Annotated in this window: 17 protein-coding genes; 8 read left to right on the top strand and 9 right to left on the bottom strand. The window is 72.8% G+C overall.

Annotated elements, in window-relative coordinates; genetic code table 11:
- Nucleotides 1-95: 95 nt before the first annotated feature.
- The gene (locus AOM06_RS03265; RefSeq protein WP_062302692.1) at nt 96-752 is read right to left on the bottom strand and encodes a class I SAM-dependent methyltransferase; all 657 of its coding nucleotides are present in this window, start codon (nt 750-752) and stop codon (nt 96-98) included.
- Between the two features lie 140 nt (nt 753-892).
- Nucleotides 893-1,981, bottom strand: coding sequence for a type IV pilus twitching motility protein PilT (locus tag AOM06_RS03270; protein WP_062302696.1), 1,089 nt, complete (start codon nt 1,979-1,981; stop codon nt 893-895).
- A 142-nt stretch (nt 1,982-2,123) separates the two neighbouring features.
- On the opposite strand from AOM06_RS03270, the gene AOM06_RS15220 reads away from it, so the two are divergent.
- Nucleotides 2,124-2,198, top strand: coding sequence for a 50S ribosomal protein bL37 (locus AOM06_RS15220; protein WP_371327667.1), 75 nt, complete (start codon nt 2,124-2,126; stop codon nt 2,196-2,198).
- Between the two features lie 88 nt (nt 2,199-2,286).
- Here AOM06_RS15220 and rsrA read toward each other — a convergent pair whose 3' ends face one another.
- The gene (gene rsrA, locus AOM06_RS03275; RefSeq protein ID WP_062302699.1) at nt 2,287-2,535 is read right to left on the bottom strand and encodes a mycothiol system anti-sigma-R factor; all 249 of its coding nucleotides are present in this window, start codon (nt 2,533-2,535) and stop codon (nt 2,287-2,289) included.
- Nucleotides 2,528-3,133: a sigma-70 family RNA polymerase sigma factor gene (locus AOM06_RS03280; protein WP_062302702.1), complete on the bottom strand. Its 606-nt coding sequence runs from the start codon at nt 3,131-3,133 to the stop codon at nt 2,528-2,530. Before AOM06_RS03280 ends, rsrA begins: the two co-directional genes overlap by 8 nt.
- A 163-nt stretch (nt 3,134-3,296) precedes the next feature.
- On the opposite strand from AOM06_RS03280, the gene AOM06_RS03285 reads away from it, so the two are divergent.
- From AOM06_RS03285 to hisN, 4 genes are all read left to right on the top strand, one after another.
- Nucleotides 3,297-3,857 (top strand): DoxX family membrane protein, encoded by a 561-nt coding sequence (locus AOM06_RS03285; protein ID WP_062302705.1) that lies wholly within the window; start codon nt 3,297-3,299, stop codon nt 3,855-3,857.
- Complete coding sequence (gene aroA, locus AOM06_RS03290; RefSeq protein ID WP_082105264.1) at nt 3,854-5,173, top strand: 3-phosphoshikimate 1-carboxyvinyltransferase; 1,320 nt, start codon at nt 3,854-3,856, stop codon at nt 5,171-5,173. Before AOM06_RS03285 ends, aroA begins: the two co-directional genes overlap by 4 nt.
- Entirely contained in the window at nt 5,174-6,190 is a 1,017-nt protein-coding gene (gene rsgA / locus AOM06_RS03295) for a ribosome small subunit-dependent GTPase A (RefSeq protein ID WP_062302708.1), read from the top strand.
- A gap of 141 nt (nt 6,191-6,331) precedes the next feature.
- Nucleotides 6,332-7,117 (top strand): histidinol-phosphatase, encoded by a 786-nt coding sequence (hisN, locus tag AOM06_RS03300; RefSeq protein WP_062302711.1) that lies wholly within the window; start codon nt 6,332-6,334, stop codon nt 7,115-7,117.
- A gap of 3 nt (nt 7,118-7,120) precedes the next feature.
- Here the strand turns inward: hisN and AOM06_RS03305 are convergent, their stop codons facing one another.
- Genes AOM06_RS03305 through AOM06_RS03315 form a run of 3 tightly spaced genes read right to left on the bottom strand, consistent with a single transcriptional unit; the run spans nt 7,121 to nt 9,349 of the window.
- Entirely contained in the window at nt 7,121-7,561 is a 441-nt protein-coding gene (locus AOM06_RS03305) for a DUF6912 family protein (protein ID WP_062302714.1), read from the bottom strand.
- Between the two features lie 4 nt (nt 7,562-7,565).
- Nucleotides 7,566-8,747 carry a CpaE/TadZ family protein gene (locus AOM06_RS03310; protein WP_062302717.1) on the bottom strand — a complete coding sequence of 394 codons (1,182 nt, stop codon included), beginning with the start codon at nt 8,745-8,747 and terminating at the stop codon, nt 7,566-7,568.
- Nucleotides 8,744-9,349, bottom strand: coding sequence for a CpaB family protein (locus AOM06_RS03315; RefSeq protein ID WP_062302722.1), 606 nt, complete (start codon nt 9,347-9,349; stop codon nt 8,744-8,746). The genes AOM06_RS03310 and AOM06_RS03315 overlap by 4 nt, the downstream gene beginning before the upstream one ends.
- Before the next feature lie 111 nt (nt 9,350-9,460).
- On the opposite strand from AOM06_RS03315, the gene AOM06_RS03320 reads away from it, so the two are divergent.
- On the top strand, nt 9,461-9,673 hold the full coding sequence (locus AOM06_RS03320; RefSeq protein ID WP_062302726.1) for a helix-turn-helix transcriptional regulator: 213 nt from the start codon (nt 9,461-9,463) through the stop codon (nt 9,671-9,673).
- Here the strand turns inward: AOM06_RS03320 and AOM06_RS03325 are convergent.
- Nucleotides 9,670-10,176, bottom strand: a complete 507-nt coding sequence (locus AOM06_RS03325) for a hypothetical protein (RefSeq protein WP_062302729.1) — start codon at nt 10,174-10,176, stop codon at nt 9,670-9,672. The genes AOM06_RS03320 and AOM06_RS03325 overlap by 4 nt on opposite strands.
- Nucleotides 10,177-10,291: 115 nt before the next feature.
- Here AOM06_RS03325 and AOM06_RS03330 point away from each other — a divergent pair, with 115 nt between their 5' ends.
- A complete protein-coding gene (locus AOM06_RS03330) occupies nt 10,292-10,981 on the top strand; it encodes a LysM peptidoglycan-binding domain-containing protein (RefSeq protein WP_062302732.1) in 690 nt (229 codons plus the stop codon).
- Nucleotides 10,978-11,370: an Rv3235 family protein gene (locus AOM06_RS03335; RefSeq protein WP_062302736.1), complete on the top strand. Its 393-nt coding sequence runs from the start codon at nt 10,978-10,980 to the stop codon at nt 11,368-11,370. Before AOM06_RS03330 ends, AOM06_RS03335 begins: the two co-directional genes overlap by 4 nt.
- Before the next feature lie 78 nt (nt 11,371-11,448).
- Here AOM06_RS03335 and secA read toward each other — a convergent pair whose 3' ends face one another.
- Nucleotides 11,449-14,322 (bottom strand): preprotein translocase subunit SecA, encoded by a 2,874-nt coding sequence (gene secA / locus AOM06_RS03340; RefSeq protein ID WP_062302740.1) that lies wholly within the window; start codon nt 14,320-14,322, stop codon nt 11,449-11,451.
- Between the last annotated feature and the right edge of the window lie 30 nt (nt 14,323-14,352).

Below are 14,352 nucleotides of genomic sequence, written 5' to 3' on the forward strand. Positions count from 1 at the left end.
CCACCGCCGCGCCGCCCCACCTCGCCGAATTGGTCGATGGTGGTCGGTTCTCGAAGATCTCCGCGCGCCAGTGGTAGATGAGTGTCGCCCGGAGGTCAGCGCCCAGGATCATCGGGCGTACGCGCGATGACGAAGCCCTGGCGGTGGTCCTCCGTCGGCCGCGGCGCACGCTCGAGGACCGTGTCGATGGCGAGTCCGGCGGCCCCGAGCGTCTCCGCGACGTCGCGGACGTCGTGACGGAACGCGGTGAGGCGCACCTCCTGCCCGTACGCCCGCGTGATCTCACGACTCCCCGACCCGCTCTGGAATCCGACGAGCAGGACGCCGCCCGGTCGCAGGACGCGGCGCAGCTCGGTGCACACGCGCGGAAGGCCATGCGGCGGCGTGTGGATGATCGAGTACCACGCGAGGACGCCGTCGAACCGCGCGTCGGCATAGGGCAGCTCGGACAGGTCGCCCAACGTGAGCTCGGCCCCCGCCGCGAGGTGCCGCGCCTCCGCCAGCATGCCGGCCGAGAGGTCCACACCGGTGAGCGTCATCCCGGGATCGTGTCCACGAAGGTGGGCGAGCATGCGCCCGGTCCCGCACCCCGCATCGAGGACCGACGCGGCGGCGGGAAGCATGCTCACGAAGTGATCGATGACGGCCAGGTCGAGCGCCGCCTCGAAACCCGCGTCGGGGAGGCTCGCCGCGTACGCCTCCGCGACCAGGTCGTAGCCCGCACGCGTCTGGTCGAGGAGCCGTCCATCCATGGCGGACAGCGTAGGGGCGCTCACCGTCGCGCGACGGCAGGCAGGCGACAACCATCCACCACTGCGATGCAGCGATCCACGCAGCCCGACACTCACCTACCACTTGCGCGGTGGGTGGTGGGTGTGGGCGAGCCCCGCTGCTACGCGATGACGCCGGCGCCGCGCAGCTCGACCATGAGGTCGTGCGGACGCGACGCGATCGCGACCGCATCGTCCAGCGACACGACGTTGTCGCGCACCAGCTGGAACAGGTGCTGGTCGAACGTCTGCATCTTGTAGTACTCGCCCTCGGCGATGAGGTCCATGATGGGCGGCTGGCTCGACGGGTCGATGATGGCCTCGGCGGTGCGACCGGTGTTGACCATGACCTCGGCCACCAGGGTCCGCCCCGAGCCGTCCCCGCGGCGCACCAGGCGCTGGGAGACGATGCCGCGCAGGGTCTGCGCGAGCGTCGCGCGGACCTGGTCCTGCTCGTGCGGCGTGAAGAAGTCGACGATGCGGTTGATGGTGTCCTGCGCGTCGACCGTGTGAAGGGTCGCGAGCACCAGGTGGCCCGTCTCGGCGGCGGACAGGGCGGCGCGCACGGTCTCGATGTCACGCATCTCGCCGACCATGATGACGTCGGGGTCCTGACGCATCGCGGCGCGGAGAGCGCTGGTGAAGTCGAGCGTGTCGGAGCGCACCTCGCGCTGCGAGATGATCGACTTCTTGTCGTGGTGGAGGACCTCGATGGGGTCCTCGATGGTGACGATGTTGACCTCGCGGTAGCTGTTGATGAGGTCGATCATCGAGGCGAGCGTGGTGGTCTTGCCCGAACCCGTCGGTCCGGTGACCAGCACGAGGCCGCGCGGCTCGAGCGCGAGGTCGGCGATGACGGGCGGCAGGCCCAGCTCCTCGAAGCTCTGCGCGCCCACCGCGACGCGGCGGAACACGAGGCCCTCGGTACCGCGCGCCACGTAGGCGTTGACACGGAAGCGGCCCACGCCGGAGAGCGAGAACGCGAAGTCGGCCTCGTGGGTGTCGCGGAACTGCGCGACCAGGTCCTCGGGGAGCACCTGCGCGACCATGTTGCGCGTGTCCTCGGGGGTCAGCGGCGGCACCTGCAGCTTGCGCAGGCGGCCGTCCACGCGCACGCGCGGGGCCGAGCCCACCTTGCAGTGGAGGTCGGAGCCGCCCGTGGAGGCGAGGGCGTGCAGGAACGGGATGACGGACTGGGGCTGATCGCTCACGTTACTTCCATCGGCATCGCAGGGGTCGAAGTCAAGGGGAGACTACCCCCGGACCACCCTCAACCCCCGCACGGTGTGACGCACTCGTCAGATGTGGGAGGATAGAGGGTCTGATTTCTCGACTCCAGAAAGGGGAACGCAAGTGAGCAAGCGAGGCCGCAAGCGCAAGGCGCGCGCGAAGGGTGGCGCCAACCACGGCAAGCGGCCCAACGCCTGAGCCGTTCCACCCGGATAGAGAGAAGCCGCATCGGCCTGGCCGATGCGGCTTCTGTCGTCTCCGGGCGCCCCGGCGATGCGGTGGGCGCCTACGCGCCCACGTCGGGACGCGTCGCGCGGATGGTCGTGAGGATGCGGTCGCGCAGCTCGTCGGGAGCGACGTCGTGCCCCGCACGGTTGACGATGCGCTTGATCTTCTCGTTGATCCGGTGCTCCGCCTCGCACGGCGGGCACTCGCGGAGGTGCTCGCCGATCCGGTGGATCTCCTCCTCCGGGAGCTCGTGGTCGATGTACTCGAAGAGGCGGTCGAGGGCCTCCTCGCACTCTGGCTTAGGCACGGCACGTACCCCCGTCCTTGTCCTTCTTCACCGGGGCCTTCTCATACAGGCCGCGCTCGGCTGCGTAGTCCCGCAGCTTCTCGCGCAGCAGCTTGCGCCCGCGGTGCAGGCGCGACATCACGGTGCCCACAGGCGTGTCCATGATCTGGGCGATCTCCTTGTAGGCGAAGCCCTCGACGTCCGAGAGGTACACCGCCATGCGGAAGTCCTCCGACAGCTCGGAGAGCGCGCGCTTCACCTCGTCGTCGCCGATCGCGTCGAGGGCGCGGTCCTCCGCCGAGGCGAGCCCCGCGGACGTGTGCTCCGCCGCCGCGGCGAGCTGCCAGTCCTCGACGGTCTCCGCGTCCGAGCGCTTGGGCTCGCGCTGCTTCTTGCGGTAGCTGTTGATGAACGCGTTGGTCTGGATCCGGTACAGCCACGCCTTGAGGTTGGTGCCGGGCGTGAACTTGTCCTGTGCGGCGAACGCCTTCGCGAACGTCTCCTGGACCAGGTCCTCGGCGTCGGCGCCGTTGCGCGTCATGCGCAACGCGGCGCCGTAGAGCTGGTCCATGTAGGACAGCGCCTCGGCCTCGAAGTCGAAATCGGTGGTGTCGGTCATCGGATGCGAGCGTACAGGCGAGCGCCCTGGCGCAGAAGCACGGGCACGCTGGGGCCTCTCCACGGTGGTCGTCACGCCGATGCTCAACACCGGAGGGCGCGCACGCATTCCCGTGTGGACGCGAACCCTGACGAGGCCGCCTCCGCTTGGTAGCGTAGGAGGCATGTTGCGCGCACTCGCCCGGCCCCTCCTCGCCTCGTGGTTCGTCTACGGGGGTGTCCAGAGCTATCTCGAGCCCGAGGCGCGCGCGGCGCGTGTCGCCCCCACGGTCGGGCCGGCGCTCGAGGAGCTCGGCCTCGAGGACGTCAAGACCGCCGACCTGGTGAAGGCGCACGGCATCGCCTCGATCGCGCTCGCCTCCGCGCTCGCGCTGTCGCGCACGCCGCGCACCGCCGCGCTGGGGCTCGCGGGCCTCGCCGGCGTCACCACCGCGCTGTCGCACCCGTTCTGGAAGGAGGAGGACCCGGCCAAGCGCGACGAGGAGCTCGAGCAGTTCCTCAAGAACCTGTCGCTGGTCGGCGGCGTCCTCCTCGCGTCCACCGCGGGTCACAGCCAGCGCCACATCGACCGCAAGAAGGCGAAGAAGGCGAAGGCCAAGGAGAAGGCCGCGGCCGCGAAGGTCAAGGAGAAGGAGGCCAAGGCTGCGGCCAAGGCCGCCGCGAAGGCCCAGCCCGAGCCCGCCGCATCGTCCAAGAAGGCCTCGAAGAAGAAGCGAGCCGCGTGAGCGGCACCCTTCCGCTCGGCACCGGGATCGGCGAGGTCTGGCCCGCGCCCCTCGCGCATCGTCCCCTCGACGCGACCGTCTCCGTCCCCGGCTCCAAGTCGCTCACCAACCGCTTCCTGGTGCTCGCGGCGCTCGCCGCCGAGCCCGTGACCGTCCGCGGAGGCCTGCGCTCGCGCGACTCCGACCTCATGATCGGCGCGCTGCGCGCGCTCGGCGTGGACGTGGACGATGCGGGCGACGCGTGGCGCGTCACGCCGGGTCCCCTGCGCGGCGGCGCGCACATCGACTGCGGCCTCGCGGGCACCGTCATGCGGTTCGTGCCGCCCATGGTGCTGCTGGCCGACGGCCCGGTGAGCTTCGACGGCGACGAGGGCGCGCGCGTGCGCCCCATGGGCCCGCTGCTGGACGCGCTGCGCCTGCTGGGCGCCACCGTCGAGGACGAGGGCCGCGGCACGCTCCCCTTCACGGTGACGCCGCCTCTCGAGATGCCCGACGTGGTCGAGGTGGACTCGTCGTCGTCCTCCCAGTTCGTCACGGGGCTGCTGCTGACGGCGCCGCGTCTCGAGGACGGTCTCACCATCCGCCACACGGGCGAGACGCTGCCGAGCTTGCCCCACATCGACATGACGTGCGAGGCGGTGCGCGCCGCGGGGATCCGCGTCGACCAACCGGATGAGCGCACCTGGGTGGTCCACCCGGGCGAGATCCGCCCGGGCGACGTGCGGGTCGAGCCCGATCTCAGCAACGCCGGACCGTTCATGGCGGCCGCGCTGGTCGCGGGCGGCACGGTGCGGATCCCGGGCTGGCCGGCGGTCACCACCCAGCCGGGGGCGCTCTTCCCGGAGCTGCTCACGCGCATGGGAGCGACGTGCACGCTCGAGGGCGGCGTCCTGGCGGTGACCGGCACCGGTGAGATCCACGGGATCGACGCCGACCTCTCCCCCGCGGGCGAGATCACCCCGACCATCGCCGCCCTGTGCGCGCTCGCCGACGGACCGTCGCGGCTCACCGGGATCGGCCACCTGCGCGGCCATGAGACCGACAGGCTCGCCGCGATCGCCGCGGAGGTCGAGCGGCTCGGCGGCCGCTGCCTCGCGGACGACGACTCGCTGGCGTTCGCGGGGATGCCGCCCACGGGCCTGGCCGGGGCCGTGATGGAGACCTACCACGACCACCGCATGGCCACCTTCGCCGCGGTGATCGGGCTCGCGGTGCCGGACGTCGACGTGCTCAACGTCGGCACCACCTCGAAGACGATGCCCGAGTTCCCCGCCATGTGGTCGGGCATGCTCGGCGACGAAGGCACGGCCCGCTGAATGGCGCGTCGCGAGTACGACGAGTCGGACGCCAAGGTCCGGCCCAACCGCCGCGGCTCGCGTCCGCGCACCAAGATCCGCCCCGCGCACGAGGACGCGGTGCTCGGCACCGTGATCGGCGTGGACCGCGGCCGTTACACGGTCCAGGTGGACGATGCGGTGGTGACCGCGGTGAAGGCGCGCGAGCTCGGGAGGCGCGGGCTGGTGATCGGCGACCTCGTGGGCGTGGTCGGGGACGTCTCGGGGCGCCCCGACACGCTCGCGCGCATCGTGCGTCGCGAGGAGCGCAGGACCGCGCTGCGACGCACGGCGGACGACACGGACGCGACCGAGCGCGTCATCGTCGCCAACGCGGAGCAGCTCGCGATCGTCACGGCGCTCGCCGACCCCGAGCCCAACCCGCGCATGATCGACCGCTGCCTCGTCGCGGCCTTCGACGCGGGCATGAGCGCGCTGCTCGTGCTCACCAAGGCGGACCTCGCGGACGCGGCCGAGCTGCGCCGCGCGTACGAGCCCCTCGGCGTCCGTGTGCTCGAGACCTCGGTGCGCCGCGACGGCGGCCCCGAAGCGGATCCCGGCTTCGTCGAGCTGCGCGACGCGCTCGTCGACGGGACCACGGTGCTCGTGGGCTACTCGGGCGTCGGGAAGTCGACGCTCGTCAACGCGCTCGTCCCCGACGCGGGACGCGCGGTGGGCATCGTCAACGATGTCACCGGTCGCGGCCGCCACACGTCGACCTCCGCGGTGCTCTACGACGTCCCCTCCGGCGGGCGCATCGTCGACACCCCCGGCGTGCGGTCCTTCGGGCTCGCGCATGTGGACCCCACCCACTTCATCCTCGCGTTCCCCGACATCGCGGACGCCGCCGACGAGCGCTGCCCCCGCGGTTGCACCCACGAGTCCGCCGAGGCCGGCTGCGAGCTCGACGCGTGGGCCGCGGACGTGCCCGACCGCCACGCGCGCGTCGACTCGATCCGCCGCCTGCTGGCCTCGCGCGCCGCCGGCGAGGCGTACTGACCCTTCTCGACAGCAGCAACGGATCTCGCCGCGACACGCCGAGGCGACCGGCGCATCGTCCCCCGACACGCCGCCGACCCGGGACCGCTTCCGTTGGCACTGTCAGGGCGGGGGGCCGATCGTGGCCGGTAGGTTGAGGGCATGACGGACGCCCCCTACGCCGACGACCTCCTGCTCGCCCTCGCGATCGCCGACGCGGTCGACGGCGTGACGATGCCGAACTTCGCCACGGGCGATCTCACGGTGGAGACCAAGCCCGACGACACCCCCGTCACCGCGGTGGACCGCGCGGCGGAGCGGACCGCGCGGGACCTCATCGCGCAGCACCGCCCCGACGACGCGTTCGTGGGCGAGGAGTACGGCACCACCGGCACGGGCCCGCGGCGCTGGGTGGTCGACCCCATCGACGGCACCAAGAACTTCATCCGGGACGTGCCGGTGTGGGCGACGCTGATCTCGCTGCTCGACGGCGACGATGTGGTGGTCGGCGTGGTGAGCGCGCCCGCGCTGCACCGCCGCTGGTTCGCCGCGCGCGGCCAGGGCGCGTGGCTCGGGCAGTCGGAGGCCACCGCGCGTCCGATCCACGTCTCCGGCGTCGACACGCTCGCCGAGGCCTCGCTGTCCTACTCGGACCTCGCCGAGTGGCGGGACTTCGGGCGTCTCGACGCGTTCCTGGGGCTGATGGACGGCGTGTGGCGCACGCGCGCGTACGGCGACTTCTGGAGCTACATGATGGTCGCGGAGGGCGCCGTCGACATCGCGTGCGAACCCGAGCTCGCGCTGTACGACATGGCGGCGCTCGTGCCGATCGTCGAGGAGGCCGGCGGGCGCTTCACGGGCGTCGACGGCACGCCCGGGCCGCACGGCGGCAACGCGCTGGTCACCAACGGCCTGCTGCACGACGAGGTGCTCGCGCGCCTCGCGTGAGGCTCAGGAGACCGGCACGCTCGCGAGCTCGGAGGCGTCGTACCAGAGCAGGTCGCGCTCCTCGAGGCGCTCGAGCGCGTCCTCGTCACCACCGACCGCTGCGCGCACATCCGCTGCCGCCTCGGGCTCGTCGACGAACGCGCACGCGATCGCGGAGGCCGGGATGCGGCCGTGGACGCGCACCGCGGCCGGGTGGACCTCGGGGTCCGCGTCGCACTCGGGACGCGTGAGCTCCGCAACCACGACGACGCGCAGCGGCGAGCCGACCTCGATGACGGAGGCGAGCGCCGCGACGTCCCGCGCGATCTCCGCCAGCTCGTCGGCGTCGTCGCTCGCGACGATCTCGAGGAGACGCTCGGTGACGGCGTAGGCGACGGGCGGCTCCCACAGGCCGTCCGCGCAGCGAGGGAGGTCGTCGACCGTGGCCGGGATGTACACGCGCATGGCTTCAGTCTGGCACCGCGGCGGGCGTGCGGCGCGAGGCGCGCACGGCGTCGGCCACCACGGCGCTCATCGACGCGATGGCGGTCCGCAGCGGCGCGCGCGGAGCGGCCTCCGCGAGCATCCGACCCTCGCGCGCCGCGGTGTCGCACGCCCGCGGGTCCCACGGGAGCGGCCACACCTCCGCGACCCCGGCGTGCCTGCCCAGCGCGGCGGCGATCGCGTCCTCGGGTCGCGGGCCCGCGACCGAGGCGCGGATCCGGTTGACCGCGACGATCGGCGTCGGCCCCTCATGGTCGAGCAGCGCCTGCACGAGCCGCACGAGCTGATGCGGCTCCGCTCCTCCGACCGCGATCACGGCGTCCGCCTCGTCGAGCGCCGCGAGCGTGGCGGCGTCGCGGCGCGGACCCGCGGCGAAGCCCCCGCCGTCGCCCGCATCGGCCGGCGCGGCGACGTCGACCACGACGATGTCGGCCAGGGCGCGCAGCGCCGGCCACAGCCGCGCGAGGCCGCCGGCGGTGACCTCGGGCCAGCGCGCCGCGCGCGTCAGCCCGGTGAGGACGCGGAGACGGGGCGCGACGTCGACGAGGTGACGCTCCAGCGCCGCCGCGGCGTCCTCGCCCCGCGCGGCGGCGCGCGCGACGGCCGCGATCCCGGGCGCCTCGTCGGCGAGACCGAGCGCGCTCGCCACCGCGGCGCCGTAGGTGTCGAGGTCGACGAGCACGGTCCGGTGCCCGGCGAGCGCGGCCTCCGCCGCCATGTTCACGGCCACCGTGGTGCGGCCCGGGGCGCCACCCGTGCCCCAGACCGCGACGATCGCGCCGCCGTCCGTGTCACGCGGCGCGACGAACACCGGGGCCGCACGTGGCATCGCGGCGAGCACGGCGTCCGCGAGGCCCGCGTCCACCACGGGCAGCCCGAGCGCCGCGAGGCGCGGCGAGGCTCCGGAGCCCACCCCGACCAACGCCACGCCCGCGCTCCGCAGCCCCGCGACCGTGTCCGCGTCGAGGTGGGGCTGGTCCGAGAGCACGACCACCGTGCCCAGCCCGGCCCGCGCGACCGCGACGGCCTCGGCGAGGTCGGCGCACCGCCGGACCACCTGGATCCCTGGATGCGCGTCGAGCTCGGCGACCACGCGGGACTCGTCGGCGCCGCGCACCGCCACCACCACGCCGACCGGAACGCTCATCCCTCGCCCACCACCGCCACGGCGTCTGCGTGCGCGAGCGCGTCGAGCAGCCCGCCCACCTCGTCGGCGTCGACGATCACGTACACCGTCTCCCCACCCAGCCCGAACCCGGGGTCATCGCGCGAGACCGAGGCCACCGGCAGGGACTCCCCGGCGCGCTCGGACGGGCCCCCGCCTGCCGGCGTCACCCAGACGTCGACCACCGTGCCCGCACCGACCTCCGGGGCCACCGGGGACGTGGCGACCACGGCGAGCCGCCGGCCCCCGTAGGAGCCGGCGTCGACGACGGCCCCCGCGGGGATGAGCTCGCCCTCGCCGACGGCTCGGGTGAGGACCGCTCCCCACGGCGCGCTCGCCGGCGCCTCGAGGTACCCCGCGCCCACGCGGACATGCGCGATCGCGACCGTGGACTCGTCGAGGACGGTGCCGGGCGCGAGCTCCGCCGCCGCGGCGTACACGGGGACCGTGCGGTCCGCGGACGCCAGCACCGCCACCACGCCGGCCACGGCGATCGCGATGAGCAGCACGCCCACCACGAGCCTGGGGTCCCGCCAGCCGGGCGGGCGCACGCGCGCGGCGAGCGGACGCGTCCCGTCTCTCATGGCCACCCCCCAGCGACAACTCGGATGTGGCTCATCATGCCTGGTGCGCGCGCTGACCGGAAGGCTTGTGGACAACGCACGCGCGCTCTCGAGCCGTGTCACAATGGCGAGGTGCCGCCCAGGTTCCTCAAGCTCAGCGACGTTCAGGAGATCCTGAACATCTCCTCGCAGCAGGCGTACGCGCTCGTGCGCTCCGGGGACCTTCCCGCCATCCAGGTGGGCGGGCGCGGTCAGTGGCGCGTCGACGAGGCGGAGCTCGAGAGCTACATCGCCCGCCAGTACGCCGCGGCGCGCGAGCACCTGCGCGAGCGCGAGACGCGCTAGGCCGAACGCACCGCGAGCAGCGAGGCGAGCGGGACCGTCAGCGCGCTGCCGTCCCCGACCAGGTCGAGGTGGTCGGCCCCCACCGCCGCGATCCGGCCGGCCCAGCGCCCCGCGAGGGTCTCCACGACCACGGGCCCGCCGCTCTCCGCCAGCTCCCGCAGCACCGTGCCGACGCCCATCCGGCGGCGCACCTCGGTGAGGGTGGCCACGGCGTTGCCCACGCCCTCGATCATCGCGATCGCGGCGAGCGGCACGAGCACCTGACCGCGGGGGGCGTCGAGCAGCACCCAGGACCCCGCCGCATCGGCCACCGTGCCCGCCACGGTCGCGCCGTCGCTCAGCACCAGCCGCACGGCAGCGCCGGACCCGGCGAGCAACCGGCCGGCGAGGGCGATCCGGGCACGCTCGTCGCGCTCGCGCTCCGCGATCTCCTCGTCCCATCCGGCACGACCGGCGCCGTCGAGGCTCGCCTCGAGGTCGGCGAACAGTCGGTCCCAACGCATGCGGTCACGCTAGCCGCCTCTCCACACGACGTCACGACCCTCTGGACAATTGCCGCGCACCGGACTACATCATGAGGTATCAAAAAGCATCAAACGGCATCTAAAGGGAGCAAGCATGATCGAGAAGGCGCGTCGCACACCCCGCAAGGCCTCCGCGCCGGGCACGGCGACGATCACGAGCGGCGACGCGACGGCCCTGCTCGCCGCGCTCGCCGCGCTCACGTTGGGCCCCGTCTCGGGACTCCTGGCATGGCGGTCCGGCGCACGGCTCGACCTCCGGCTGTGGGCTCCGGGGGAGCTCGTCGCGATCGTCGCCGGCACGCTCGGCGCGGCTCTCGCGGCGCGCTTCCTGCTCGACGTGCTGCTGGCGCTGCTCGCACGCCTGCGCGGTCGGGAGGCCCCGCGCTCCGCGGGACGCTGGGCGCGATCGGTCGCGGCCCTCCTCGCCGCCCTGATCCTGGGCGCCGGTGCGGCCCACGCCGCCGAGCCGCCGCCGTCCGCGGGCTGGCTCCCCGACTCGCGTCCGTCGGCCGCCCCGAGCCCCGTGCCGCACACGTCGCCGACCGCGCCGGTCGACACGGCATCGTCCGCGCCCGAACCCGCGCTCCACGTGGTGACGCGCGGCGAGTGCCTCTGGTCGATCACCGCGGATGCCCTCGGCGCGGGCGCCACGCCAGGCGCCATCGCCGAGGCCTGGCCCGCGCTCTACCGGGAGAACCACGCGCGCATCGGCGCGGATCCGGACCTCATCCGTCCGGGGCAGCGCCTGGTCCTTCCCGAGGGCCTCCGCGAGGCACGGTCGTGAGCGCCGAGCCCGCCTGGGCGCCGCGCCCGCCCCGACCCGACGTCTACGGGCGCACGCGTGCGATGCTCGGCGATCCGACGCCGCTCGCGTGCACCACCGCGCTCACCGCGATCGAGGTGGTGCACGGCGGGGACGGGCTCGACACGCTGCTGCGCTGGATCACCCCCGAGGTGCGGGAGCGCCTCGCGCGCCAGCACTCGCTCGCGCGACGCATCGGACGGCACGGCGGGGTCGCGGCGCGCATCGTCCGCGCGCGGGCGTGCCGCGTCTCCGAGCGCGCGACCGAGGTCGCCGTGATCGCGCAGATCGGCACCCACGCGCGCGCCATCGCGATCCGCCTCGAGGACCTCGCGGGTCGATGGGTCATCACGGTGCTCGACATCGGCTGAGGCGCGACGCCCGGGAACGCGACGAGGGCGGCCACCCGCAGGTGGCCGCCCTCGCCCGGCGTCAGGGGTGGCGCGGAGTCAGAGCTCCGTCTCCTCCTCGTTCTTGCCGTGGCACATCTTGTACTTGCGGCCCGAGCCGCACGGGCACGGGGAGTTCTTGCCGGCGCCGGCGAACGTGCGGCCGTCGTCCCACGGCTTGGCGCCCTCGGCAGGCTTGGTCGCGGTCGCCTGGCCCGAGCCGTCCTGCGACGGGCCGGAGAACGTCAGCGCGCCCATGCTCGCCTGCACGGGCCCGCCCACGGAGCCCGTGGCAGGTCGGGCGACGATGCGCTGGCCCGCGGGGCCCGCCGCCGTCGCCGCGCCGCCGCCGGGCAGCGCCTGCGCGGGGGCGGCGGCACCCGCCTTCGCGGCCTCCTGCGCGGTCGCGGCCGCCGAGGCGGCCGTCACGGGAGCCTGCTGCGCCGGGGCCTCCTTCTTCTCGACCCGGTAGAGGATCGAGACGGCCTGCTCCTTGATCGCGTCGGACATGGCCTCGAAGAGCTGGAAGCCCTCGCGCTGGTACTCGATGAGCGGGTCGCGCTGACCCATCGCGCGCAGGCCGATGCCCTCCTTGAGGTAGTCCATCTCGTAGAGGTGCTCGCGCCACTTGAAGTCCATGACCTGGAGCAGCACCTGGCGCTCGACCTGGCGCAGGACGTCCTCGCCCAGCTTGTGCTCGACGAACTCGTACTGGAGGCGCGCATCGGCCACGAGCTCGCGCTCGAGGAAAGCCGTGGTGAGCCCGGACAGGTCGCCGGCCTCGTCGATCACCTCGTCGATGGCGATCGACACCGGGTAGACCGAGCGGAGGTCCTTCCACAGCGCCTCGAGGTCCCAGTCGTCGGGCGAGCCGACCAGCGTCGCGGAGCGCACGTACGCGGTCACGACGTCCTTGATGAAGCTCTGGATCTGCTCGTGGAGGTCCTCGCCGTCGAGCACGCGACGGCGCTCGGCGAAGATGATGTGACGCTGCGAGTTGAGGACGTCGTCGTACTTGAGGATGTTCTTGCGGATCTCGTGGTTGCGGCCCTCGATCTGCGCCTGCGCGCTCTGCACGCCGCGCGTGAGCACCTTCGACTCGATCGGCATGTCGTCGGGCAGCGCCGAGGAGTTCATGACCGTCGCGGCCAGCCCCGACTGGAACATGCGCATGAGGTCGTCCTCGAGGGACAGGTAGAACCGGCTCTCGCCCGGGTCGCCCTGACGGCCCGAGCGGCCGCGCAGCTGGTTGTCGATGCGGCGCGACTCGTGGCGCTCCGTGCCCAGCACGTAGAGGCCGCCGGCCGCGAGGACCTCGTCCCGCTCGGTCTCGACATCGGCCTTCGCCTGCGCGAAGACGTCCTTCCAGACCGCCTCGTACTCCTCGGGGCTCTCCTTCGGGTCGAGCCCGCGCTCCTGCATCGTCGCGACGGCCCGGAACTCCGGGTTGCCGCCGAGCATGATGTCGGTACCGCGGCCCGCCATGTTCGTCGCGACGGTGACGGCGCCCTTGCGGCCCGCCTCCGCGACGATCGCGGCCTCCTTCTCGTGCTGCTTGGCGTTGAGCACCGTGTGCTCGATGCCACGCTTGCGCAGCTCGGCCGAGAGCGACTCCGACTTCTCGACCGACACGGTGCCGACCAGCACCGGCTGGCCCTTGTCGTGGCGCTCGAGGATGTCGTCGATGACGGCGGTGAACTTCGCCTGCTCGTTCTTGTAGAGCAGGTCCGCCTGGTCCTGACGGATCATCGGGCGGTTGGTCGGGATCGGGATGACGCCCATGCCGTACGTCGAGTGCAGCTCCGCGGCCTCGGTCTGCGCGGTACCCGTCATGCCCGCGAGCTTGCCGTAGAGGCGGAAGTAGTTCTGCAGCGTGATCGACGCGTACGTCTGGTTCTCCGCCTTGATCGGCACGCGCTCCTTGGCCTCGATGGCCTGGTGGAGGCCCTCCGAGTAGCGGCGGCCCTTGAGCAGGCGGCCCGTGTGCTCGTCGACGATGTCGACCTCGCCGCCCTGGACCACGTAGTCGCGGTCCTTGCGGAACAGCTCCTTGGCCTTGATCGCGTTGTTGAGGAAGCCGATGAGCGGCGTGTTCGCGGGGTCGTAGAGGTTCTCGATCCCGAGCGCCTTCTCGATCTTGTCGATGCCCGGCTCGAGGATGCCGACCGCGCGCTTCTTCTCCTCGACCTCGTAGTCGACGTCGACCTCGAGGGTGCTGGCGAGCCGCGCGAACTCGACGTACCAGCGGTTGTTGTCGCCCGACGCGGGGCCCGAGACGATGAGCGGCGTGCGCGCCTCGTCGATGAGGATCGAGTCGACCTCGTCGACGATCGCGTAGTGGTAGCCGCGCTGGACCAGCTGCGACGGCTGCAGCGCCATGTTGTCACGCAGGTGGTCGAAGCCGAACTCGTTGTTGGTGCCGTACGTGATGTCGGCCTCGTACTGTCGGCGGCGCACCTCGGGAGACTGGCCCGAGACGATGCATCCGGTGCTCATGCCGAGGAAGCGGAACACGCGCCCCATGAGGTCGGACTGGTAGCTCGCGAGGTAGTCGTTGACCGTGACGATGTGCACGCCCTTGCCCTCGAGCGCGTTGAGGTAGGCGGGCAGCGTCGCGACGAGGGTCTTGCCCTCACCGGTCTTCATCTCCGCGATGTTGCCGTGGTGGAGCGCGCCGCCGCCCATGAGCTGCACGTCGAAGTGGCGCATGCCCAGCGTGCGGCGGGCCGCCTCGCGCACCGCCGCGAACGCCTCCGGCATCAGGTCGTCGAGCGACTCGCCGCCGGCGTGACGCTCCTTGAACTCGACCGTGAGCTCCCGCAGCTCGTCGTCCGACATCGCCTCGTACGACTCCTCGAGGGCGTTGGTCAGGGTCACCACCTTCTCGAGCCGGCGGAGCTCGCGCCCCTCGCCCATACGGATGATGCGGTCCATCAATGCCACGTCGCACTCCTCGCGAATCCT

Origin of the sequence: Demequina subtropica (assembly GCF_000971235.1) — a bacterium.
GTDB classification, from domain to species: Bacteria; Actinomycetota; Actinomycetes; order Actinomycetales; family Demequinaceae; genus Demequina; species Demequina subtropica.